Raw genomic sequence first — 22,615 nt, forward strand, 5'->3', positions numbered from 1 at the left:
CAAGATTTCGGAACCCCGGGCGCGGCGGTGAATGCGACCCGTGGCGGTCGGGAGGCCCGGGGCGGGCCCGCCCCGGGCCTCCCGGTCGGCCGTCGCGAACGTTCCAGATCCCGTGGGACGCGCGCGGGAAGGGGACGCTCGGGCCGCAACGGCCAGGAGGCGCGACGCGCGCGGGCGACGAGGAGTCGCCTCTGTCGGGGGTCGGGGAGTAAACTGAGCGCGCACGCACCGCGTTCCCGCGTGCCGCGTCGATTCCGGACGCAGCCGTCGATCACTTGATCGACGCGGGAACCGGGCCGTGACCGCCCCGCGGGGGCGTCACGTGCGTGTGACGACGCCGGATCCCGGCGCGGACCGTCGCACCCGGCGCCGAGCAGGCGCTCGCGGTGGAACGGTCCGCGGGACTCCACCGGACGTCCCGAAGCGGGGACCGGCGAAGCGGTGGGCCACGGTGGCCCGCAGCCGAACCGGAGCCGTGTCAGGCCCCGGTGCAGGACTTCCGCCCCACGGGCGGCTCGCCCCGATGCGTGGGCGGAACAGGAGGAGCGTTGGCTCGATCAGGCACCCGGCGAGCTGCCGGCGGGACGCGGACCGCGTCACGTCGGACGAGGCCGCTGGACAACGACGGCGTGATCCCCGTCCTCGCCCGCGCGGTGCGCGAGGTCGAGGCGGCGGCGCAGCGCGGACCGCTCAAGGCGACGAACCGGACGAAGTTCCAGGCCGTCGCACTGCTCATGCGCGAAGAGCGCGCTCGGGTGAAGGGCGACACCGACCTCACCGACTCGCAGCGCGCCGAGCAGCTCAAGCGGCTCGACGGCGTGGCGACGATCCTCGCGAAGACCGCGGCCCGCGACACCAGCGTCATCCAGCTGCTGGCAGAAGAGGTGCAGGTCTCCGAGGCGACCCGCGCCGTCAAGCGCGACATGATGATCGCCGGCGGCATGGAGCTGCAGCCCGAGGACCTCGTCATCGCAGCGGAGCCCACCCCGGTCGCCGAGACCCCGGTGCGCGCGGTCACCCCGCAGGCGGTCGTGCAGCGTCAGCTCGCCAACCCGTTCCTGCCGCCGGACTTCGCGCTCGCCGACCAGCCCGTCGCGCACCCGCGTCGCCTGGCGAACTGGGAGCTCTTCGGTCCGCTGTTCAAGTCGTTCGAGTACGGCGCAGGCGGGGGAGCGGCGACGATGCCGCTGCCCGAGCCGACCTCGCTGCACTCCCGCTCCGGCACCACCCTGATGAAGCACCAGGCCGAACTGGTCGCCGCCGCGTCGCAGGGGCACCGCACGTTCCTGCTCGCCGACGAGCCGGGCCTCGGCAAGACAGCGCAGTCGTTGCTCGCCGCCGACGCCGCCAACGCGTTCCCGCTGCTCGTCGTGGTGCCGAACGTCGTCAAGACGAACTGGGCGCGCGAAGCCGAGCGCTGGGTGCCGAACCACCGCGCTACCGTCATCCACGGGGACGGCAACGACCTCGACGGGTTCGCCGACATCATCATCGTGAACTACGAGATCCTCGACCGGCACGCCGGCTGGCTCGGGGGCTTCGGCTTCAAGGGCATGGTCGTCGACGAGGCACACTTCATCAAGAACAAGGACTCGCAGCGCGCTCGCTTCGTGCTGCAGATCGCCGACCGCATCCGGCAGCGCACCGCGGCACCGCTGCTCATGGCGCTGACGGGCACCCCGCTGATCAACTCGGTCGAGGACTTCCGGACCATCTGGGAGTACCTCGGCTGGATCGACGACAAGAAGCCCCGCGCGAAGCTCATGAACGAGCTCGAGGAGATCGGCTTGACGCCGGCCGACCAGGGCTTCTTCGTCGAGGCCCGCCGTGCCGTGATCGACCAGGGCATCGTCCGACGCCGCAAGGTCGACGTCGCCGCGGACATCCCTGCCCGCCGGATCGCCGACATCCCCGTCGAGCTCGACGGCGACGAGGGCCGCTCCATCCGCGATGCCGAGCGCGAGCTCACCGCGAAGCTCGTCCGCCGGTACCACCAGGCGCTCGACGCCCGCACCGGGCAGGACCCGGTCGTCGGCATCGACCACAAGCTCGTCCGGCAGGTCGCGCGCTGGGAGCTCGAGGACCAGGACGCCTCGTCGACCGGCGAGAACGTGTTCTCGATGGTCCGACGCATCGGTCGCGCCAAGGCCCAGCTCGCAGCGGACTACGCCGCGCAGCTCGCGTCGAACGTCGGCAAGGTCGTGTTCTTCGCGAAGCACCTCGACGTGATGGACCAGGCGGAAGAGGTCTTCGCTCGACGTGGCCTGCGCACCGCCACGATCCGCGGCGACCAGACGGCCACGCAGCGCACGGCGCAGATCGACTCGTTCGTGAACGACCCCGACGTCGCCGTGATCGTCTGCTCGCTCACCGCGGCCGGCGTGGGCCTGAACCTGCAGGTGGCGTCCAACGTCGTGCTCGCCGAGCTGTCGTGGACGAGCGCCGAGCAGACCCAGGCGATCGACCGCGTGCACCGCATCGGGCAGGAAGAGCCCGTCACCGCGTGGCGCATCATCGCCGCGCAGACGATCGACACCAAGATCGCCGAGCTCATCGACTCGAAGGCGTCCCTGGCCGCTCGCGCGCTCGACGGTTCGGACGAGGAACTCGTCGACTCCGGCGACATCCAGCTCGACGCCATGGCCGCGCTGCTGACCGAGGCGCTCGGGGGCTAGCTCCGGGGCGGGCGGCGCGCGACGCGCATCCGTTCAGCACAACCAAAGTCCGTCCGAACCACGTGATCACGCGGTTCGGACGGACTTCGGTCGTGCGGGGCTTCGCGCCAGGGGGTGCCGCTCAGATGCGGGACTGCACCTCGGCCAGCGACGGGTTCGTCGCCGTGCTGCCGTCGGGGAACACGAGCGTCGGGACGGTCTGGTTGCCGCCGTTGACCTCGGCGACGAGTTCCGCCGTGCCCGGGGTCTGCTCGATGTCGACCTCGGTGAAGGGCACGCCGGCCTTCGTCATCTGGTTCTTCAGCCGGGCGCAGTAGCCGCACCAGGTGGTCGTGAACATCGTGACGCCGCCGGCTTCGGGGGTGAACTGCTCGCGGGTGATCGTGTCGCTCATGGCGCCAGGCTAACCCCGCTGTCTGGACACCCTTGACGTGCTTATCCGATATAGCTAGGTTAAGCCGCATGGATCCGATCCGACGCGTCACCGCCCCGACGCTCGACGTGCTCGACGCACTGCTGGCCGCCGACGGCCCGGCATGGGGGCTGCTCGTCATCAAGGCCACCGGGCGCCAGGCCGGCACCGTCTACCCGATCCTCGAGCGACTCGAGCGGCAGGGGTGGATCACGTCGTCGTGGGACGACGAGACCGACCGACCGGGGCCGCGTCGTCGGCTCTACGAGTTCACGCCCGATGGGTTCGACGCCGCACGCGACCTCGTCGCCGCGCGTCCGTCCGCCGCGACGCCCGTTCGTCCGGCTCGCTCGGCCCACCGGCCGGTGACCTCGTGAGCGCGCTCGACCGGGTGCTCGTGGGGGCCGCCGTCGCCGTCTCGCCCGCAGCACACCGCGCCGCCCGCCGCGAGCAGTGGCTCGCCGACGTGCGCGATGCCCACGAACTCGACCTCTCGCCGACTGCACTCGCGTTCGGCGCGTTCACCACGGCGCTGTTCCACAGACGCGCCGGCCACCGATCCACCTGGGGGGACACCATGACCGCACTGCCGACACCCGTCCGTTCTGCACCGCACACCATCCGGACCGTGCCGGTGCTGGTCGCCCTCGCGGTCGTGTCGTTGCTCGTGGAAGGGGCGTGGCTCATCCTGCAGCCGAACTACGGCTACGAGAGTGCCTCGGACCGAGTCCTCGGCATCACCGGGACGTGGTCTCTGGTGTTCTTCGTGCCCGGTGCGGCCATCGCGCTGGCAGCGCTCACGCTCCGCACGGGTGCTCGACGCCGTCGCCTCGGCGCCAGCATGATCGTCGCGGCGGCCGTCGGCGGTGCGCTGCAGCCGATCCTCACGCCGCCGACGAGCCTGCCGATCGCCCTGGTGCCCGTCGTCCTCGCCCTTGCCGGGTGGCTGGTCGCGGCACGCGCTGCGCGGTGGACCTGGGTACTCCTGGTCCTCCCGGTCGCTGTCTTCGCCCTGCAGTGGGCCGGCGTGCTCTACCCGCTCGTCCCGGTGCGGTGGAGCCCGTTCCTCGTCACCCTGCCCCACCTGGCGATCGTCCTCGCCGGAGCGGTGGCGTCACGGTTCTCCACCGATGCGCCCGCGGTGGTCGGGGCGCACGGCGAAGCCCTGGTAGACAAGACCGTGTGAGTGACACCCACCTCGAGATCGAGCGCACCTACGACCTGCCAGAGGGCGGTGCCCTGCCCGACCTCGTCGGCGCCGGTGGCATCCTCCGCACCGAGCACCAGGAGCCGTTCGAGCTCGATGCGACGTACTGGGACACCGAGCGGTACGACCTGGTGGCGGCGCGGGTCACGGTCCGCCGTCGGACCGGTGGCCCCGATGCCGGGTGGCACATCAAGCGCTCCGAGTCGGACACGGTCCGCCACGAGCAGCACTTCCCGCTGACCGACGACGCCGACACGGTGCCGACCGAGGTCCTCGCGGCGCTCTTCACCGAGCGTCGCGGCCGTGGCCTGCGCCCCGTGGTCCGCATCACGACCACCCGCACCGTCACCCGCCTGCTCGACGAGGACGGCGACCAGGTCGCCGAGCTCGCCGACGACCAGGTGACCGCGCAGCGCCTCGACGACGACGCTCCGGAGACGCCGCGCACCTGGCGCGAGGTCGAGGTCGAGGCCGTCGCCGACGTCGACCCGCAGGTCGCGCACGAGCTCTTCGCGGCCCTGGACGGGCGCTTCGCGGCCGTGGGCGCCGGCCCCGCCGCCGTCGCGTCCAAGCTGGCACGCGGGCTGGCAGGAGCACCGGCACCGCGCCTCCAGACCGAGGAGAAGCCGGACAAGGGCACGACCGCACGCGTCCTCGCGAAGCGACTGCGGAAGCTGCGCGCTGCGCTGCTCGGCCAGGAATCGCGGCTCCGCTCCGGCGACGCGGCCGACCTCCGGCAGACGGCTGAGACCGCACTCGAGATCGCCTCGATCCTCGGCGCCTACCGTCCGGCGTTCGCCGACGGTGACGCCGTCGACCGAGCCGCCGAGGCGGCCGACGGCCTGGCTGCCGTGACCGCGCGCGCAGCACTCAACGAGTACCTCATCGACCGGTTGCCGCGCGCGTCGACCCCGGCGCAGGACGACCTGGTCGACTCCATGACCCGCGAACGCATCCTGGCGTCGACCCGTGAGCGCCGCGACCAGTCGGTGCGGGACGTCGTCGCGTTCGTGCACGGCGAGCCGTTCCTCGAGCTGCTCGACGCGCTCGACGACGCCGTCGAACGTCCGACCCCGACCGAGTGGTCGCTCCGTTCGCCGAAGAAGGTCGCGCAGGACGTCGGCGCCGTCGTGAAGCCGCACATCCGCGAGCTCGTCCGGGCCGCGGTCGCCGACGACACCTCGGACACCGCCGCCGAGCGCGAGGCCGCCGACCGTGCGACCACCGAAGCCGCCTGGCAGGGCACGATGCGGGCACGGATGGCGATGGACGTCCTCGGCGACGACGCGTTCCCGCACGCGCTGTGGAAGCGGATCGGCAGCGCAGCCGACGTGCTGACCGAGCGTGTTCGATCGCTGCACGCCCTCGACGCGCTGCGGACCAACGCGGCGATCGCCGAACGCGGTGGCGAGGGGACGTTCGGCTACGGCGTACTCGCGGGGGACCGGGTGCGCCTGGCCGAGGAGTCCTACGACGAGGCGGTGCACGCGCTCAACCGCGTGTGAGGCGCGCCGCGCGGCGGGTGCCGCGCGACTCGGGGCGCGGGTCGCGGGTCGCGGGCGCGGGCGTTCGCTTGGTGAGCAGAAATGGTCGGGTGCGCGCGCGCAACCCGACCATTTCTGCTCACGAAGTCATCAGGCGGCGGGCGTCTCGTCGGCCAGCCCGAGCACGTCGAGCAGCCAAGCGAGCTCGAACGCCCGCTCCTTCCACGAGGCGTACCGACCGCTCACGCCGCCGTGGCCCGCGGACATCTCGGTCTTCAGCAGCACTGGCGCCCCGACCTCGCGCAGCTTCGCGGTCCACTTCGCCGGCTCGACGTAGAGCACACGGGTGTCGTTGATCGACGTCACGGCGAGGATCCGCGGGTACTGCACGTCGTCGCGGACGTTCTCGTACGGGGTGTACTCGCTCATGTAGCGGTAGACCTCGGCGTCGTGTAGCGGGTCGCCCCACTCGTCCCACTCGATGACGGTCAGGGGCAGGTCGGGGTCGAGGATGCTCGTGAGCGCGTCGACGAACGGCACCGCGGCGACGATCCCGGCGAACCGGTCCGGTGCGATGTTCGCCACCGCACCCATGAGGAGCCCGCCGGCGCTGCCGCCCTCGGCCACGAGCCGGTCCGCGGTGGTGCGGCCGGACTCGATCAGGTGGTCGGCGACCGCGACGAAGTCGGTGAACGTGTTCTTCTTCGTCAGCGTCTTGCCGTTCTCGTACCAGTGGCGACCCATCTCGCCGCCACCACGCACGTGGGCGACCGCGAAGACGACGCCGCGGTCGAGCATCGACAGACGCATGACGCTGAAGCCCGGGTCGATGGAGTGCTCGTACGAGCCGTAGCCGTACAGGTGGAGCGGCGAGGGGGTGTCCGCGTCGACGGCGTCGCGCCGCCAGACGAGCGAGATCGGTACGCGGGTGCCGTCCGCCGCCGTGGCCCAGTCGCGCTCCTGCGCGTAGTCGGCGGGGTCGTAGCCGCCGAGCACCGGCTGGCGCTTCAGGACCGTCACCTCGCCGGTCGCCAGGTCCAGGTCGCTGACCTCGGACGGGGTGACGAACGAGGTGAACCCGATGCGGAGCGTCGGCTGGTCCCACTCGGGGTTGCCGCCGAGACCGGCCGAGAACAGTGCTTCGTCGAACGGGACCTCGTGCGCGTCGCCGTACCCGTCACCCTCGATGGGGATGATCGCGATGCGGGGGAGCGCCTCGGAGCGGTACTCGAGCGCGAGGTGCCCGGCGAAGGCGTCGACGGACTCGATGCGGCGCTCGGTGTGGTGCGCCACCACGACCCGGCGGTCCCGCTCGGACGTGGGGTCGTCGGCGGGGACGTCGACGAGCTCGAAGTTCTCGGCACCGTCGTTGTGCAGCACCAGGAACCGGTCGCTGCCGCCGACGATGGCGTGCTCGATCTCGTACTCGACGCCGTCGCGCCGCGGCCACACGACCTGGAACTCGCCGGTCGGGTCGGCGGCGTCGAGCACCAGGGCCTCGGACGTGATCTTCGACCCGAGCTCGATGACGATGTACTGCGACGACCGGGTGACACCGACGCCGACCCAGTAGCGGTCGTCGGGTTCCTCGAAGACCAGGACGTCGTCGGACGCCGCCGTGCCGACGGCGTGCCGCCAGATCTTGTCCGGGCGCCACGACTCGTCGACCGTCGGGTAGAAGACGTAGCGGCCGGCCGGGTCGAACGTCGCGCCGGCCCCGGTGTTCGGGATGGCGTCGCCGAGATCGGTGCCGGAGGCCAGGTCGCGCACGTGCAGGGTGTACCGCTCGTCGCCCTCGACGTCGATGCCGTAGACCAGGCGGGTGCCGTCGTCGCTGATGTCGTAGGTGCCGAGGGAGAAGAACTCGTGGCCGTCGGCCAGGGCGTTGCCGTCGAGGACGACCTGCTCGCCGGGGAGGGTCGACTCGCCCTCGACGACAGCCGGCGGGGTCCAGTCGTCCGGACCGGCGATCGGCGCGCGGCAGTGCACGCCGTACTGGCTGCCCTCGGCCGTGCGGGTGAAGTACCACCAGCCGCCCATGCGCACCGGCACCGAGAGGTCCGTCTCCTGGACACGGTTCTTGACCTCGGCGAAGACGCGGTCGCGCAGCGGGGCGAGGTGGTCGGTGGCGGCGTCGGTGTAGGCGTTCTCGGCCTCGAGGTAGGCGAGGGTGTCCGGCGACTCCTTGTCACGCAGCCACTCGTAGTCGTCGACGAAGTCGATGCCGTGGTGGGTCCGCGTCACGGGCCGCTTGGCGGCGGTGGGCGGGGTGGCCTGGGAGTGCTCGGTGCTCACCATCCCACCCTATGCGCACGGCCCCGTGGCGAGCCGGGCGTCACGCCGCCGCACGCAACCGGTCCGACCACGCCCGTGCGTCCACCCCCGCGCGGATCCGCTGCTCGAAGGCCTCGAGCTCGTCCACGACGGCCGGTGCGACCCAGGCACGGTCACGCCGCCGCTCGGTGACCGGACGCAGCACCCCGGCGCGGACGAGGTCTGCAGCCACGGAGCCGGCCAGGTCGGCGTCGACCGGTCCGCCGTCGACGCCGGCGGCGAGGAGGTCCTGCAGCCGGGTCTCGGTCAGGACCGGGTCGTCGGAGAGCGCCCGCCCGACGACTGCGTGCACACCCGTGGCACACGGACCCGCCATCCGGTCGGCCGCGTGCTCGTCGAGCAGCAGGGCGGCCACGGTCGCCTCGTCGCACACGGTGCCGATGGCGATCGCGATGTCTGCCACCAGGGCGTCCACGATCCCGTCGCGGTACCGCTCGAGGTGCCGGAAGTACCGGCCCCGATCCGCTGCGAGCGCGGTGGCGATCGGCGCGGTCACCGTCGTCGTGACGCCCCGGCGTCGCAGCACGGCGCTGATCAGCGCACGTCCGATCCGGCCGTTGCCGTCGGTGAACGGGTGAATCGACTCGAACTGGGCGTGCCCGATCGCAGCCTGGGCGATCGGGTGCAGGTCCGTCCGGTGCAGGAACGCGAACAGGTCGGCCATGAGGGGCGCGACGAGCTCCGGCGGCGGCGGGACGTACGTCGCCAGCCGCGGGGTGTCACCGCCACCGATCCAGTTCTGGACGCTGCGGTAGCGCCCGGCGTACCGGCCGTCGACCGGGTCGTCGCGCATGAGCAGCCGGTGCGCCTCGAGCAGCGCGGTCTCGGTGATCACGCCCGTGTCCGCTGCCGCGACCAATCCCTCGATCGCACCGGCGGCGCGGACGACGACGGTCGCACTCGGGTTCGCGCGGATGCCCACGAGCGCTCGGGCGCAGTCGTCGAGCGACGCGGACTCGTCCTCGATCCGCGACGAGGCGACGGCCTCGGTCCGACCGATCACCGATCCGAGGGGCGCGAGCCGGGAACCGTGGTGGACGTCGAGCGACCGGAGCGCCGCGGCTGCGCGGTCGAGCAGCGCCTCGGTCCGGACATCGGGCTCCCACCGAGCACGAGCGATCACCGGTGGGAGCGACACCCGGACGGACGTGGTCATCCGATCGGCGCGGGAACCCCGGCGGGCACTGCGCCACGGACGCGCCGCGCTGCCGTGCACGGGCCATCCGCGGTGCAGGAGCACGCCGCCGTGCGCGGTCTGGCCCCCGAGCGCGGTCGAGCCGTCGTGGACGTGCGGGGTCTCGCTCCGATGCACCATGCCGGGAGCGTAGGGACCCCCGGACGCCCGACGCCAGGAATTCGTATTTCGCCGGCCCGCGTAGCGTTGGTGGCATGAGCAACTCCTTCGCGATCACCGGTGCCCACGTCGTCCCCGTCTCCGCCCCCGCCTTCGACGGTGGCGCGGTCGTCGTCGAGGACGGCCGCATCACCGCGATCGGCCCGGACGTCACACCGCCCCCGGGGATGACCGTCGTGGACGCAGCCGGTGCGTGGCTCGTCCCGGGCTTCGTCGAGTCCCACGGCCACGTCGGCATCCACGAGGAGGCGAACGGCGAGGCCGGCAACGACACGAACGAGATGACCGGCCCGAACATGGCCGGGGTTCGTGCGATCGACGCGATCGACATCGACGACGAGGGCTTCCGCGACGCGCTCGCCGGGGGGATCACGAGCATCGTCGTGAAGCCGGGGTCCGGCAACCCGATCGGCGGCCAGACCGTCGCCATCAAGACCTGGGGCGGGCGCACGGTCGACGAACAGCTCATCTCGGACTCGGTGAGCATCAAGAGCGCGCTCGGCGAGAACCCGAAGCGGGTGTACGGCGGCAAGGGTCAGACGCCGGCGACGCGCCTCGGCGTCGCGAAGATCATCCGTGACGCCTTCGTCGAGGCCCAGAACTACCGCGCCGCCCGTGACGCCGCCGCCGCGAAGGGTGAGCCGTTCGCGCGTGACCTGACGAAGGAGGCACTCGTCCGGGTCCTCGACGGCGAACTCGTCTGGGACCAGCACACCCACCGCCACGACGACATCGCGACCGCGATCCGGCTGTCCGAGGAGTTCGGCTACCGCCTGGTCGTGAACCACGGCACCGAGGCGCACAAGATCGCCAGCCTGCTCGCCGAGAAGGACATCCCGGTCATCTACGGCCCCCTGTTCACGAGCCGCTCGAAGGTCGAGCTCCGCGACCGCGGCATCCCGAACCTCGCGACCATCGCCGCCGCCGGCGTCCGGGTCGCCATCACCACGGACGCCCCCGTCGTGCCGATCGGCATGCTCGTCGACCAGGCCACCGCCGCGGTGAAGGAGGGCCTGCCCGCACAGACCGCGCTCGAGGCGCTCACCGTCAACCCGGCCGAGTTCCTGGGCTTCGGTGACCGTGTCGGTCGGCTGGCCGTGGGCCACGACGCCGACCTCGTGCTCTGGGACGGCGACCCGCTCGACGCGACCAGTCGCGCGACACGTGTCTGGATCGACGGCCGGCAGGTCTTCGAGTGGGCGGACGGCACGGGCGTCACCACCCCGCGCTGGTAGCGCTCCCGCGCCCCGCCCTCGAGACGCCGGCGTCTCGGCACCACGCCGTCACGTCCGCGAGACGCCGTCGGATCCGGCGGCGCCGGGACGACACGACGGCGTCTCGCGCTGGCAGTGCACGCAGCTGACGGCGGACGGGAGGCACGGTACAGGGCCGCCACGGGCCTCCCGTCCGCCGCGTGGTCGGCCGCACGACGCCGGCGTGTCCGCACCACGCCGTCACGTCCGCGAGACGCCGCCGGATTCGGCGGCGCCGAGACGACACGACGGCGTCTCACCGAGCGAACCGAGCGAACCGAGCGAACCGAGCGAACCGAGCGCACTCGGCGAACCCGGCCGGCTCAGACCTCGCGCGCCAGCAGGAACTCGTTGATCCGGTCCGTCAGGTCCGCGTCGATCGCACGGGCGTCGCCGTTCACGGAGCGGATCGGCGCCGCCTGCCGGACGCTCGACACGAGCCAGAGTGCGTCGGCAGCCTGCAGATCGGCGAGCGTGACGAGTTCGTAGGCGGTCTCGATGCCCTGCTGCTCGGCGAAGCGGAAGACGTCGGCTTGCGTGGTGCCGGCCAGGATCCCGATGTCGGTGCGCGGCGTGACGAGCCGGTCGTCGACCTTCAGGATCAGGTTCGCGCGCGTGCCCTCGAGCACGTAGCCGTCGCTCGACACGAACAGGGCGTCGTCGGCACCGCGGCGGACGGCCTCGCGGAGCGCTGCCATGTTGACCGCGTACGACAGGGTCTTCGCGCCCTGCAGCAGCCACGGCGAGGTGCGCTCGACGTCGTGTCGGTAGCCGCGGTCCAGCACGACGACGGAGATGCCCTCGGTGCGCGCGGCGGTCGAGTCGACGGACGGTGCGGCGTAGACCCAGCCGGTGGGTCGGTCGGTGCCCTCGACGCCACGGGTCAGGACGGTCTTCGCGAAGGCCTCGCGGACCGGGTCGAGCCGGGCGCAGACGGCCTCGATCGCCTGCCGCCAGGCGTCGGGGTCCGGCGCGGGCAGGTCGAGCATCGCGGCGGAGCGGCCGAACCGGTCGAGGTGCGCCTCGAGGGCCTGCGGACGACCGTCGACCACCGTGATCGTCTCGAACACGCCGTCGCCCCGGGTGATGCCGAGGTCCTGCACCTGCAGGTGCTCCTCGAGCGGCTTCGCCCAGGTGAAGGCGTCCGCTGCGGTGTCGTGCGGCGCGGCGTCGCGGGAGGGCTGGTTGAGGATCGCGAGCACGGTTTCGGTCATACGCCCATCCAATCGCACACACGTCCGCGCACGTTGTGCGTGGGCGCGCTTCGTGCGTGGGCGTCAGCTCGCGTCGGGCAGGGCGCCCATGAGCTTCCACACCGCCTGGGTGAGCTCGGGGTGCTGCAGCGCGATCCGGCGCAACCGGTGGTACTCCTCGCCGAGGACAGTGCCCTGACCGGACGCGGGGTGCATCGACCACTGGGCGTGCCGCTTGCCGATCGCGGCGTCGAGGTCGACCGCGTCGGCCCGCAGGATGAGCACGACCTGCTCGTCCACCGTGGGGAGCGTCGGCATGAACTCCCACGGGTCCTCGCCCTGGCGGCTCCGGTGCTCGACGAGCATCGAGATCTCCTCGGCGGCCTCGGCGCGCAGCACTTCGAGGCTGCGCCCGGTCCTGCGGGGCTCAGCCATGGTGCCCCCGCAGCACGCCTGCCATGGGAAGAGCGTACGACACATCTTCGGCCAGACTTGACGGGTGACCCCGCGCGACGAGAGCAAGTCCCAGCACCCCCGAGTGGTCGTCGTCTACCTGCTGCGCGACGGCGCGAGCGGGCCCGAGGTCCTGCTCGGGGAGAAGCGCCGCGGTCTCGGCACCGGCCGGCTGGTCGGCCCGGGCGGCAAGCGCGAGCCCGGTGAGTCGGCGGTCGAGACCGCCGTGCGCGAGGTGCGCGAAGAGGTCGGCCTGCGTCTCGAGACGGTCGACCTGGAGGCCCGTGGCACGTTGGACTACCGGTTCCCGTACCGGCCGTCCTGGTCCCAGGTCTCGGACGTCTTCGTGTGCCGCCGCTGGCAGGGCAGCCCGTCGGGCTCCGACGAGCTCGAGCCGCGGTGGATCCCGGTCGCCGACGTCCCCTACGAGGCGATGTGGGACGACGCGAAGTACTGGCTGCCGGCGGTGCTCCGTGGGGGTTCGGTGCGTGCACGCTTCACGTTCGCCGACGACGACGCGACGGTCGCGGGCTTCACCGGGACGGGTGTCGAGTCACCCGCGTAGAGCGGATCAGCGGATCTGCTGGGTGCGGGTGCTGCCGGTGCGAGCTTCCTCGGCGGCGGCGATGACCTCGGCGTCCCCGCTGCGACCACCGAGGGGCCGGACGAAGAAGTCGATGATCCCGAACACGATCGCGCCGACCATGGCGAACATCGCCCAGCCGACGAAGAGCCCGGCGGTGTTCCGGCCGTCGGCGGGTGCGAGCACGATGCTCGCGACGTAGAAGCCGACCGTCAGCACGAGGAGCACGACGACGACGGTGACGAGGACGCGGTGCCAGGTGATGCGCGGGTTCATGCCCCCCAGGATACGCGCCGCCGACGCCTCACCGGTCCGCGTGGCGTCCGTGCGGCGGCTCGTCCCCGGCGTCGACGCGAGCGGACGTGTCGGACCGAGCCGGTGCCCTGGAGCCCTCGGTGCGTGGGACGGGACGCGTGCGTGGTCCGGTCCCCGCGCCTCCCGGCCGTTGCACGGGGCCGGTGCGGTCCCCGGTCCGCACCACGGGGATGCGGCCGGTGGGGGTGGTCTCGGTCTCGAGGCCGTCGCGTCCGCCGGTGAAGACGTCACCGCCGACGCGGGCGTCCTCCCAGTCGTCGTCGCTCAGGACGCTCAGGGTGCCCGTCTCGGTGGACTCGAGGCCGTGGCGCTCGAGCTCGGCGTCGCGCTCCTTGCCGAGGAACTCACGGTTCGCTGTGTTGGCGTCCTGGAACATCGTGGTCCGGCCCGTGACGATGGCGCGGATGCGTCGCCGCTCCCACCACTTCTTGCCGAAGTACATGAGCACCAGGCCGACCGCGGCGTAGCAGCCCATCGTGATCAGACCGCGGGCAGGGCCGGGGCCGACGCCGTAGATCTGGTGCTTGATCATGTCGACCATGCTCGACCCGACGACGACGTTGTTGAGCCAGGCGAACGGCTCCGGCATGAACCACTTCGGGTACGCCCCACCGGACGACGGCATCGACAGGAACACGAAGCAGATCATGGCAGGGGCAGCGATGAACCGGCCGACGAAGTAGCTCAGCCCGTTGACGGCGAGACCGATCGCGACGATCCACCCCCACGCGATGAGCACGAGCTGGATCCAGTGGCCGTGGATGGCGCCGACGACCGGACCGGCGAGCGTGTTCGTGATGAGGGAGATGACGAGCCCGCCGACGACGATGACGGTCATGCGGGTGCGGTGCCGGAGCGGGCCGCCCATGATCCCGATGAACATCGCGACCATGTAGCCGCCGATGCACCAGGCGAGCATCACGTACATCGGGACGGTGCCGTACTCGTCCCACGCGGGCAGGGGAGCGAGCTCGGTGATCTTCGGGGTCGCGACGCCGATGCCCGTGAGCACCGCGCTCAGTGTCGCCGGCACGAGGCTCGCGACCTGGAACTGGTGGGCGCTCGCCTTGAAGAACTCGTTCGTCGCGGGGTCGTAGGCGACCGCCATCGACCCCGCGATGACGTCCCGCTTCGCCGCCGCCAGGGAGTCGTAGGTGTGGAACACGAACTCGCCCGGCAACGCCTTCTGCACGGCGGCGACGAGTGTCGGGTCGCTGCCGACCAGGGCGATCGGCACGTCGTGCGGGTGCGGTGCGTGGAACGCGAAGACGTAGCAGAGGCAGAAGCCGACGATGAAGAACAGCGGCATCCAGAGCTGCAGGCCGATGAGCTGGAGCGACGGGTGCAACGTCGAGTACCAGCGGCGGTACGCGCCGTGCTGCTGCGGTGCCGGCACGGGTGCCTGTCGGCGCAGAGCCGGTCGGGTGGAACCGGCGACCTTCGCACCCCGGCGGGGCTTCGTGCCACGGGCCGAGGGGCGGGTGCTGCGTGGCTTCGGCGCCGACGTCGGCCGGGACCCTCCGGGACGGTCCGGGGTGTCGTCGTTCCTGTTGACGTCGTTCCGCGGCGTGCTCACTCGGCGCTGTGCTCCTGTTCTCGGACGGAGCGCCAGGATACGCCGAGGCACTCAGGAGCGGCTGCGTGAGGCCTGCGCCGAGTCCATCGCGAGTTCTTCGGCGTCGAGGGTCACGAGCACACGGCGCATGACCTCTTCATCGAGGTTGCCCTTCTCGCGCTCCTCGAGCACGATCTCGCGTCGTCGGTCGAGCAGCTCGCGCCGGATGTCCTGGATCTGCGAGCCGCGCAGGCGCATCGGGGCGTTGCGCTCCTCGACCTCTTCTTCCTCGGCGTCCTGCCGGAAGGTCTCGACCTGCCGCTCGAGTCGGGCCTTCAGCCGGTTCACCACCGAGTCGACCGCGACGTCGCCGTACTGCTTCGACCAGTCCGGCCGTCGCTTCTCGAGCAGCTCGATGGCGGCCTCGGTCGTGCGCTGGTTCAGCCGCATCTCGCTCCGGACGTCCTCCTCGCCCTCGGCCGGGTCCTGCACCTTGAGTGCACGGATGACGAAGGGCAGGGTCAGGCCCTGCAGCAGCAGCGTGCCGACGGTGACGAAGAACGCGATGATGAAGATCGTGTCCTGTGCGGGGATCTGCGTCGGGCTCGCGACCACGGACACCGCGGCGGCGAGGGTCACCACGCCGCGCATGCCGGTCCACGAGATGACGGTGAGCTCGCGCCAGTTGAGCTTCGGCTCGGCCGTCCCGCGCATCCACCGCAGTGACGGGTGGCCGCGGGAGAGCTTGATGCGCAGTGGACGGAGCCATCGCCCGTTGAAGCGGTTGCGCACGTACGACTCGAAGATGAAGAGCGGCCGCACCAGGATCACGACGCCGAGCACCACTGCCGCGGCGGTGAGTGTCTGGCCGAGACTCCGTTCGCTCTCGACCAGGTCCTGCACCACGGTGTTGAGCTGCAGGCCGATCAGGGCGAAGACGAAGCCCTCGAGGATGACGTCGATGCTGGTCCACAGCGGACGCTCCTGCAGTCGGGTGGCGTAGCCCTCCTTCGGCGAGTTGTAGCCGATGTACAGGCCGGCCGTGACGACCGCGATGACGCCGGAACCGGACAGGTCCTCGGCCAGGATGTAGGCGACGAAGGGCAGCAGGATGCTCATGATCGTCTCGACCACGGGGTCGTTGAGCCGCATCCGGATCCAGTGCACGACGACGCCGAGCACGATGCCGACGGCCAGGCCGACGCCGATCGCCAGGCCGAAGATGCCGAGGTCCTGCCAGATCGTGAGCGATGTCCCCGCGATGATCAGGGTGAACACGCGCACCAGGGTCAGGGACGCGGCGTCGTTGATCAGGCTCTCGCCGGACAGCACCGTCATCACCCGGCGGGGGAGCCCGAGCTTGCGACCGATCGCGGCGGCGGACACGGCGTCCGGCGGGGCGACGATCGCACCGAGCAGGATCGCCGCGGGCAGGGTCATGTCCGGGATCAGGAAGTACGCCACCGCGCCGACCACGAGTGCCGTCACGATGACCAGGAAGATGCCGAGACGTCGGATCTGCTTGATCGACGTCCGGAAGCTCTGCCACGACACGTCGAGGGCCGCCGAGTAGAGCAGCGGCGGCAGGATCACCGTCAGGATCACCTCGGAGTCGATCTCCATCGCGGGCAGCCCCGGCAGGAACGACGCTGCGAGGGCGACCGCCGTCACGAGGAGGGGAGCGGGGAGTCCCTTGGCCCGTGCGAACCCGGTCACCGCGAGCGATCCGACCAACAGGATGAGGAGCTCGACGGTGTCCATGGGACTCATTCTCGCATCGGCATGGTTCCGAATCTGAACGAGTCTGAAGCTCCGGTGAACAGCAGGTTGCCGATCAGGTTTGCTCCGGAGGCCGTCGATGGGGAACACTGGCCCGCGGTGGACATCACACTCATAGTCGTCCTGGTCATCGCGTTGGCCCTCTTCTTCGACTTCACAAACGGTTTTCACGACACCGCCAACGCGATGGCGACTCCGATCGCGACCGGGGCCATGAAGCCCAAGGTCGCGGTCACGGTCGCCGCGGTGCTCAACCTCGTCGGTGCGTTCCTCAGCACCGCGGTGGCGACCTCGATCTCGCACGGCCTCATCAACGAGGGCCCGGGCGGCGTCGCGATCTCACCGGAGATGATCTTCGCGGGGCTCATCGGAGCGGTCGTGTGGAACATGATCACGTGGCTCCGCGGGCTGCCCTCGTCGTCGTCGCACGCGCTGTTCGGCGGACTGATCGGCGCCGCGATCGTCGGGGCCGGGTTCCAGTCCGTCAACTACGTCGCGCTGCTGACGGTCGTCATCATCCCGGCCTTCGCGTCCCCGGTGATCGCGTCGCTCGTGTCGTTCCTGTCGACACGCATCGCGTACCGGATCACGAAGCGTCCGGTGTTCCCGAACGAGCGCGGTGGCTTCCGCGTCGGGCAGATCTTCACCTCGTCGATGGTGTCGCTCGCACACGGCACGAACGACGCCCAGAAGACGATGGGTGTCATCACGCTGACGCTGATCGCCTCGGGGGCGCAGTCGTCGAACCAGGGCGTGCAGTTCTGGGTCGTCGTCGCCTGTGCCCTGGCGATCGCACTCGGCACCTACACGGGCGGGTGGCGCATCATCCGCACGCTCGGGTCCGGCATCACCGAGATCCGTGCCACCCAGGGCTTCGCGGCCGAGGCCTCGACCGCCGCGACGATCCTGGCGTCCAGTCACCTCGGCTTCGCGCTCTCGACCACGCAGGTGTCCTCCGGCTCGATCATCGGTGCCGGGCTCGGCCGCCGCGGCTCGAAGATCCAGTGGTCCACCGCCGGCAAGATCGTCATCGCGTGGTTCATCACGCTGCCCGCCGCCGCAGCCGTGGGTGCGGTGGCCTCGGGCATCGCGCGCCTGGGCGTCATGGGGCTCGTGATCGACGCCGTGGTCGGCGCCGCCGTGATCCTCGGCCTGTACCTGTGGTCGCTCCGGAAGCCGCACGAGGGTGCCTCGGCGATCGAGGTCGACGTCGCCGCGAACGCCGTCTACACCCGCAAGGAACTGCGCGACCTGCAGCGCAAGAAGCGTGCGGACGCCGTCGCCGACCGCCGCGCCGCACTGAGCCGCGAGCGCACGCTCCGCCGCATGGCCGCACGCAAGGGAGGCCGTCGCTGATGGGTATCGACTGGTTCGCATTCGTCACCGTGGCGCTCGTCGCCGTGGTCTCGTCGTGCTTCGTCGTCGCCGTGTACTCCGTCGGTCTCCGGTTCTGGAGTGCCGCGGACACCCGCGCGGGCAAGTTCACCGTGAAGGACGACGGCACGATCGGTCCGGCGACCGCCGGGTTCCCGAACCCCGCCGGAGCGACGACCGCGGTGCGTGCCTTCCGTGCGCTCGCGATCCTCTGCTACGCGGTCTGCGGCGCCGTCGTGCTGTACGGCATCTACCTCATCGTCCCCCAGTTCCACTGACGCGGGGCGCGCGGGGCGACGCGCGCTTCGTGAGCAGAAATGGTCGGGTGCGTTCCGGCGACCCGACCATTCCTGCTCACCATGTGCGCGCCCCCGCTCGGCTCCCGGACCGGCCGGACGGACTGGGCTAGCCTCGACGTGTGACCGGCAACGAAGCAGCACAGGCCCCCACCGGGGCGCAGACCCGTACCGAGAGCGACTCGCTGGGGTCGCGCGAGGTCCCGATCGACGCGTACTGGGGCATCAACACCCTGCGGGCCCTGGAGAACTTCCCGATCACGTCGGTGCCGATCTCGGTGTACCCGGACCTCATCGAGGCGCTCGCCACCGTCAAGCAGGCGGCAGCGCGGGCGAACCGGGCGATCGGGGTCCTCGACGACGAGCGCGCTGACGCCATCGACCGTGCTGCGCAGGAGGTGCGGGACGGCGCCCTGCGTGAGCAGTTCGTCGTCGACATCGTGCAGGGCGGTGCCGGCACGAGCACGAACATGAACACGAACGAGGTCCTGGCGAACCGGGCCCTCGAGCTCCTCGGCCACGAGCGGGGCGACTACGGGTACCTGCACCCGATCGACCACGTGAACCGCAGCCAGTCGACGAACGACACGTACCCGACGAGCATCAAGATCGCGATGATCTTCTCCGCCCGGCGGCTCATCGAGCAGCTCGAGCAGCTCTCCGCGGCGTTCGCCGAGCGCGGGAACGCCTTCGCCGACGTGCTCAAGGTCGGCCGCACGCAGCTGCAGGACGCCGTGCCGATGACCCTCGGGCAGGAGTTCACCGGCTTCTCGCACACGATCCAGGAGGACGCCGACCTGCTCCGCAAGGTCCTGCCGCTGCTGGCCGAGATGAACCTCGGCGCGACGGCGATCGGCACCGGGATCACCGCGGACCCGCTCTACCGCGACGAGGTCCGCCGGCAGCTGCAGGACGCCAGCGGCATCGACGTCGTGACGGCACCGGACCTGATCGAGGCGACGAGTGACGCCGGCGCCTTCATGACGCTGTCCGGCACGGTGAAGCGCAGTGCCGCGAAGCTCTCGAAGATCTGCAACGACCTGCGGCTGCTCGCGTCGGGGCCGCAGGCGGGACTCGGCGAGATCACCTTGCCGGCGCGCCAGGCGGGCTCGTCGATCATGCCGGGCAAGGTGAACCCGGTGATCCCCGAGGTCGTGAACCAGATCGCGTTCGCCGTGGTCGGCGCCGACACGACCGTGACGATGGCGGCCGAGGGCGGACAGCTCCAGCTCAACGCGTTCGAGCCGATCATCGCGCACTCGATCCTGCAGTCGCTGCAGTGGATGTCACGGGGCTGCGCGACGTTGCGCGAGCACTGCGTGACGGGCATCGAGGCGAACGAGGCGAAGCTCGCGGCGCAGGTCGACACGAACGTCGGGGTGGTCACGGCCCTGACCCCGTACATCGGCTACGCGGCTGCGGCGTCGATCGCGCACACCGCACTGACCACGTCGACGCCGATCTCGACGCTCGTCGTGGCCGCCGGCCTGATGGACGAGGACCAGGTGCAGCGCGTGCTGAGCCCGGCGCGGCTGTCCGGCATCGAGCTCGCGACCGGTGCGATCCCGGTGGTCACCGAGGAGATGCTGGACCGAGCGGCACGCGAGCGCTGACGCGCAACCAGCGCCACCAGCGCAACCAGCGCGTCCAGCGCAAGCATGGGCGGCACGACCGCCTCAGGGTATCGGCGCCTCGCCGACGCGCACCTGCTGGGCCACGTCGCGCAGGTGCTCCTGCGCCGGGGTCGGCTCGACGTCCTCGTCGGCGGCGACCTGGGCCGCGGTGGTCCGGACGTTCCGCGCCGCGGCGATGTCGGCGTCCCGCCAGCGGGCGAGCGTGAAGTTGCGGGTGACGTCGCGCAGCGGCAACCGGATCGACTCGTCGGCCTCGATGCCGGCCAGGAGCTGCCGCATCCGGATCACCTCGGAGTCGAGCTCACCGCCGACCACGAGCACGAAGTTCGAGATGTACAGGTAGACGAGCAGCAGGATCCCGCCGCCGAGCCACCCGTACGCACGGTTCCCGCCGCCGATCGTCTCGACGTAGACGGCGAAGCCGAGGGTCGCGAGCGCCCAGGTGACGATGGCGAACGCGGCACCGGCGGACACCCACCGCAGCTGCGGCGTCTTCACGTTCGGGGTCGCGTAGTACAGGACCGCGACCATCACCACGAGGTCGGCAGCGAGCACGGGCCACTTCACGACGTTCCACACGTCGTCGATCCACGGTGCCCACCCGAACGACGCGACGATCGCCGCCGAGATCGTCGGGGTGCCGAGCAGGATCACGATCGCGATCGCCCCGCCCGCCATCACGAGCAGCGTCACGAGGAGCATCATGCTGCGGAACTTCCAGATCCGCCGACCCTCCTCGACCTCGTACGACGTGTTCATCGCCCGCCCGAACGCCGTCGCGTACCCGGACAGCGACCACAGCGTCAGCACGACGCCGGTCGCGAAGCCGAGCCACGGGTTGTCGAGGGTCAGCAGCTGGCGCAGCGGGGTCTCGAGGTGCTCGGCCGTCTCCGGACGCAGGATGAACCCGAGCACTCCGATGATGTCGGCCAGGCTGTCGCCCTTGCGGTCGACGATCGACAGCGCGGACACCACGGTCAGCGCGGTGGGGAACACGGTCAGCAGCGCGAAGAACGTCAGCGATGCCGCCGCGTCGACGACGCGGTGCCGGATGACCGAGTGGTAGGTGCGCCGGACGACGGCGCGGACTCCCGTCCGCTGGAGGTCGCGCGATGCGCTGTCCGGCATGCGTTGTACGGTACCCGACACGTGACGTCACGCCGTGCCGTGGTCGCGCCGCGGTGCGGACGGGAGGCCCGTGGCGGGCCCGCCCCGCGCCTCCCGTCCGCTCCCTGGTCGCGTCGAACCCGCCAGAGCGACACGATCCCGCCACGGTCTGCCGTCCGTCTCGCGAAAGCGACAGACGTCCGCGGAAGGTTCGCGCAGATCTGTCGCTTTGGCGGGAGGGCCTGCGGCCGCTCGGGCGTCAGTTGGCGTGGGGGTGCAGGGCGTCGTAGCGGCGGAAGGAGGGGACGAGGCGGAGGAGCAGCGCGACGAGCGCCACGATGAGCACGCCGCCGATGATCGGCGGGTACGCGATGCCGGCCGCGACGACCAGACCCGCGTAGAGGTCGCCGAGCCGCGGGCCTCCTGTGACGACCACGATGAAGATGCCCTGCAGCCGGCCGCGCATGCCGTCCGGCGACGCTGCCTGCAGGATCGTGTTCCGGAACACCGAGCTGACGTTGTCCGCACCGCCGGCCGCCGCCAGGAACAGGGCCGCCAACCCGAGCGCGGGCAGGATCTCGACGGAGAACGACTCGCCCGATCGTCCGCCGAGCACGTGCGCGAGCGCGATGACGACGCCGAACGCCGCGATCGCGCCGCCGTACGCGGTGATGGCCCACCCGACCGCCTCACCCTGGCGGCGCACGTGTCCGAGCGGCCCGGAGAAGACGCTCGACAGCAGCGCGCCGATCGCGTAGGCGGCCGTGAGGGTGCCCACGGTGATCGATCCGCCGCCGATCACGAGCGCCCCGATCGCGGGGAACAGGACGCGGGGCTGGCCGAACGTCATCGCGACGATGTCGAGCACGAACGTCATGGTGATGTTGCGCGACCTCCGCAGGAACCGTGCGCCCTCGACGAGGGAGCTCAGGCCCGGGCGGAGGGCACCGTGGTCGGCCGCCATCCGCGGCAGCGTGAACACCCCGAGGAACGCGAAGGTGAACAGGACGACGTCGATCGTGTAGGTCGGCGCGAACCCGACGCTCGCGATCAGGACACCGGCGACGGCCGGTCCGACGGTGACCTGGAAACCCGAGGCGATCCCGCCCAGGGCGCTCGCCGCTGGCAGCAGGTCGGTGCCGACGAGTCGCGGCACGATCGCCGAACGCGAGGCGTTGCTCACGGTCGCGGCGACGGCGTTCACGGTCGCCAGGACGTAGAGCAGTGCGACGCTGTGCAGCCCGAGCCACGAGTGCGTGGCGATGAGGGCGACCGCGACCCAGGCGATGATCGACGACACGAGCGCGACCGTTCGGCGGTCGAAGGCGTCCGCGAGCATGCCGCCGTACAGGCCGGCGACCACCATCGGCAGCAGGGCGATGACCCCCACGAGCGCCACGGCGAAGGTGGAGTGCGTGATCTCGTACACCTCGAGCCCGACCGCCACCGTGGTCATCTGCGTGCCGATCCCGGCGATGGCGGTGCCCGCCCAGAGCCGGGCGAAGGCGGGGGATCGGCGGAGCGGGGTGAGGTCGGCGAGCAGGCGGCGGCGCGGCGGTGCGGGAGTGGGTCGTGTCACGGTGGAACCATTCTGCGGCCTGGGTGGC

19 protein-coding genes are annotated in these 22,615 nt (G+C 71.2%); 9 read left to right on the forward strand and 10 right to left on the reverse strand.

Annotation, left to right across the window (positions count from 1 at the left end):
• Window positions 1–548: 548 nt before the first annotated feature.
• A complete protein-coding gene (locus tag EDF40_RS17700; protein WP_165901102.1) occupies window positions 549–2,675 on the forward strand; it encodes a DEAD/DEAH box helicase in 2,127 nt (708 codons plus the stop codon).
• A 121-nt stretch (window positions 2,676–2,796) separates the two neighbouring features.
• Here the strand turns inward: EDF40_RS17700 and EDF40_RS17705 are convergent, their stop codons facing one another.
• Window positions 2,797–3,069, reverse strand: a complete 273-nt coding sequence (locus tag EDF40_RS17705) for a mycoredoxin (RefSeq protein WP_123293947.1) — start codon at window positions 3,067–3,069, stop codon at window positions 2,797–2,799.
• 68 nt (window positions 3,070–3,137) lie between these two features.
• Here EDF40_RS17705 and EDF40_RS17710 point away from each other — a divergent pair, with 68 nt between their 5' ends.
• The 3 genes from EDF40_RS17710 to EDF40_RS17715 are packed head-to-tail and all read left to right on the forward strand — an operon-like array spanning window position 3,138 to window position 5,799.
• Complete coding sequence (locus EDF40_RS17710) at window positions 3,138–3,464, forward strand: PadR family transcriptional regulator (protein WP_123341066.1); 327 nt, start codon at window positions 3,138–3,140, stop codon at window positions 3,462–3,464.
• Window positions 3,461–4,273 (forward strand): hypothetical protein, encoded by an 813-nt coding sequence (locus EDF40_RS19340; RefSeq protein ID WP_185003206.1) that lies wholly within the window; start codon window positions 3,461–3,463, stop codon window positions 4,271–4,273. Before EDF40_RS17710 ends, EDF40_RS19340 begins: the two co-directional genes overlap by 4 nt.
• A complete protein-coding gene (locus tag EDF40_RS17715; RefSeq protein ID WP_185003208.1) occupies window positions 4,270–5,799 on the forward strand; it encodes a CYTH domain-containing protein in 1,530 nt (509 codons plus the stop codon). The genes EDF40_RS19340 and EDF40_RS17715 overlap by 4 nt, the downstream gene beginning before the upstream one ends.
• A 129-nt stretch (window positions 5,800–5,928) precedes the next feature.
• On the opposite strand, the gene EDF40_RS17720 is transcribed toward EDF40_RS17715, so the two are convergent.
• Together EDF40_RS17720 and EDF40_RS17725 are read right to left on the reverse strand one after the other, a co-directional pair.
• Window positions 5,929–8,076: a S9 family peptidase gene (locus EDF40_RS17720; protein ID WP_123341064.1), complete on the reverse strand. Its 2,148-nt coding sequence runs from the start codon at window positions 8,074–8,076 to the stop codon at window positions 5,929–5,931.
• A 37-nt stretch (window positions 8,077–8,113) separates the two neighbouring features.
• Window positions 8,114–9,427: a Fic family protein gene (locus tag EDF40_RS17725; RefSeq protein WP_123341063.1), complete on the reverse strand. Its 1,314-nt coding sequence runs from the start codon at window positions 9,425–9,427 to the stop codon at window positions 8,114–8,116.
• A gap of 74 nt (window positions 9,428–9,501) precedes the next feature.
• Between EDF40_RS17725 and EDF40_RS17730 the strand changes: the two genes are divergently transcribed.
• Window positions 9,502–10,701, forward strand: a complete 1,200-nt coding sequence (locus EDF40_RS17730; RefSeq protein WP_123341062.1) for an amidohydrolase — start codon at window positions 9,502–9,504, stop codon at window positions 10,699–10,701.
• Between the two features lie 341 nt (window positions 10,702–11,042).
• Here the strand turns inward: EDF40_RS17730 and EDF40_RS17735 are convergent, their stop codons facing one another.
• Entirely contained in the window at window positions 11,043–11,933 is an 891-nt protein-coding gene (locus tag EDF40_RS17735; RefSeq protein WP_123341061.1) for an aminodeoxychorismate lyase, read from the reverse strand.
• Between the two features lie 63 nt (window positions 11,934–11,996).
• On the reverse strand, window positions 11,997–12,347 hold the full coding sequence (locus tag EDF40_RS17740; RefSeq protein WP_123294181.1) for a tryptophan synthase subunit alpha: 351 nt from the start codon (window positions 12,345–12,347) through the stop codon (window positions 11,997–11,999).
• A gap of 64 nt (window positions 12,348–12,411) precedes the next feature.
• On the opposite strand from EDF40_RS17740, the gene EDF40_RS17745 reads away from it, so the two are divergent.
• Complete coding sequence (locus tag EDF40_RS17745) at window positions 12,412–12,930, forward strand: 8-oxo-dGTP diphosphatase (RefSeq protein ID WP_123341060.1); 519 nt, start codon at window positions 12,412–12,414, stop codon at window positions 12,928–12,930.
• 6 nt (window positions 12,931–12,936) lie between these two features.
• Here EDF40_RS17745 and EDF40_RS17750 read toward each other — a convergent pair whose 3' ends face one another.
• Genes EDF40_RS17750 through EDF40_RS17760 form a run of 3 tightly spaced genes read right to left on the reverse strand, consistent with a single transcriptional unit; the run spans window position 12,937 to window position 16,579 of the window.
• Window positions 12,937–13,224 carry a hypothetical protein gene (locus EDF40_RS17750; protein WP_123341059.1) on the reverse strand — a complete coding sequence of 96 codons (288 nt, stop codon included), beginning with the start codon at window positions 13,222–13,224 and terminating at the stop codon, window positions 12,937–12,939.
• Window positions 13,225–13,252: 28 nt separating this feature from the next.
• On the reverse strand, window positions 13,253–14,839 hold the full coding sequence (locus tag EDF40_RS17755; protein WP_123341058.1) for an ABC transporter permease: 1,587 nt from the start codon (window positions 14,837–14,839) through the stop codon (window positions 13,253–13,255).
• 51 nt (window positions 14,840–14,890) lie between these two features.
• Complete coding sequence (locus EDF40_RS17760) at window positions 14,891–16,579, reverse strand: sodium:proton antiporter (RefSeq protein ID WP_123341057.1); 1,689 nt, start codon at window positions 16,577–16,579, stop codon at window positions 14,891–14,893.
• Window positions 16,580–16,696: 117 nt separating this feature from the next.
• Here EDF40_RS17760 and EDF40_RS17765 point away from each other — a divergent pair, with 117 nt between their 5' ends.
• The 3 genes from EDF40_RS17765 to EDF40_RS17775 all read left to right on the forward strand — a co-directional run bounded on the left by EDF40_RS17765 (window position 16,697) and on the right by EDF40_RS17775 (window position 19,880).
• Window positions 16,697–17,953: an inorganic phosphate transporter gene (locus tag EDF40_RS17765; RefSeq protein ID WP_123341056.1), complete on the forward strand. Its 1,257-nt coding sequence runs from the start codon at window positions 16,697–16,699 to the stop codon at window positions 17,951–17,953.
• Window positions 17,953–18,249 (forward strand): hypothetical protein, encoded by a 297-nt coding sequence (locus EDF40_RS17770; RefSeq protein WP_123293936.1) that lies wholly within the window; start codon window positions 17,953–17,955, stop codon window positions 18,247–18,249. Before EDF40_RS17765 ends, EDF40_RS17770 begins: the two co-directional genes overlap by 1 nt.
• Before the next feature lie 140 nt (window positions 18,250–18,389).
• Window positions 18,390–19,880: an aspartate ammonia-lyase gene (locus EDF40_RS17775; protein ID WP_123341055.1), complete on the forward strand. Its 1,491-nt coding sequence runs from the start codon at window positions 18,390–18,392 to the stop codon at window positions 19,878–19,880.
• 63 nt (window positions 19,881–19,943) lie between these two features.
• Here the strand turns inward: EDF40_RS17775 and EDF40_RS17780 are convergent, their stop codons facing one another.
• The gene (locus EDF40_RS17780) at window positions 19,944–21,029 is read right to left on the reverse strand and encodes a YihY/virulence factor BrkB family protein (protein ID WP_123341054.1); all 1,086 of its coding nucleotides are present in this window, start codon (window positions 21,027–21,029) and stop codon (window positions 19,944–19,946) included.
• A 238-nt stretch (window positions 21,030–21,267) separates the two neighbouring features.
• Window positions 21,268–22,587 carry an MFS transporter gene (locus tag EDF40_RS17785; protein ID WP_123341053.1) on the reverse strand — a complete coding sequence of 440 codons (1,320 nt, stop codon included), beginning with the start codon at window positions 22,585–22,587 and terminating at the stop codon, window positions 21,268–21,270.
• Window positions 22,588–22,615: the final 28 nt, after the last annotated feature.

Source organism: Curtobacterium sp. PhB170 (assembly GCF_003752345.1).
GTDB lineage: Bacteria > Actinomycetota > Actinomycetes > Actinomycetales > Microbacteriaceae > Curtobacterium.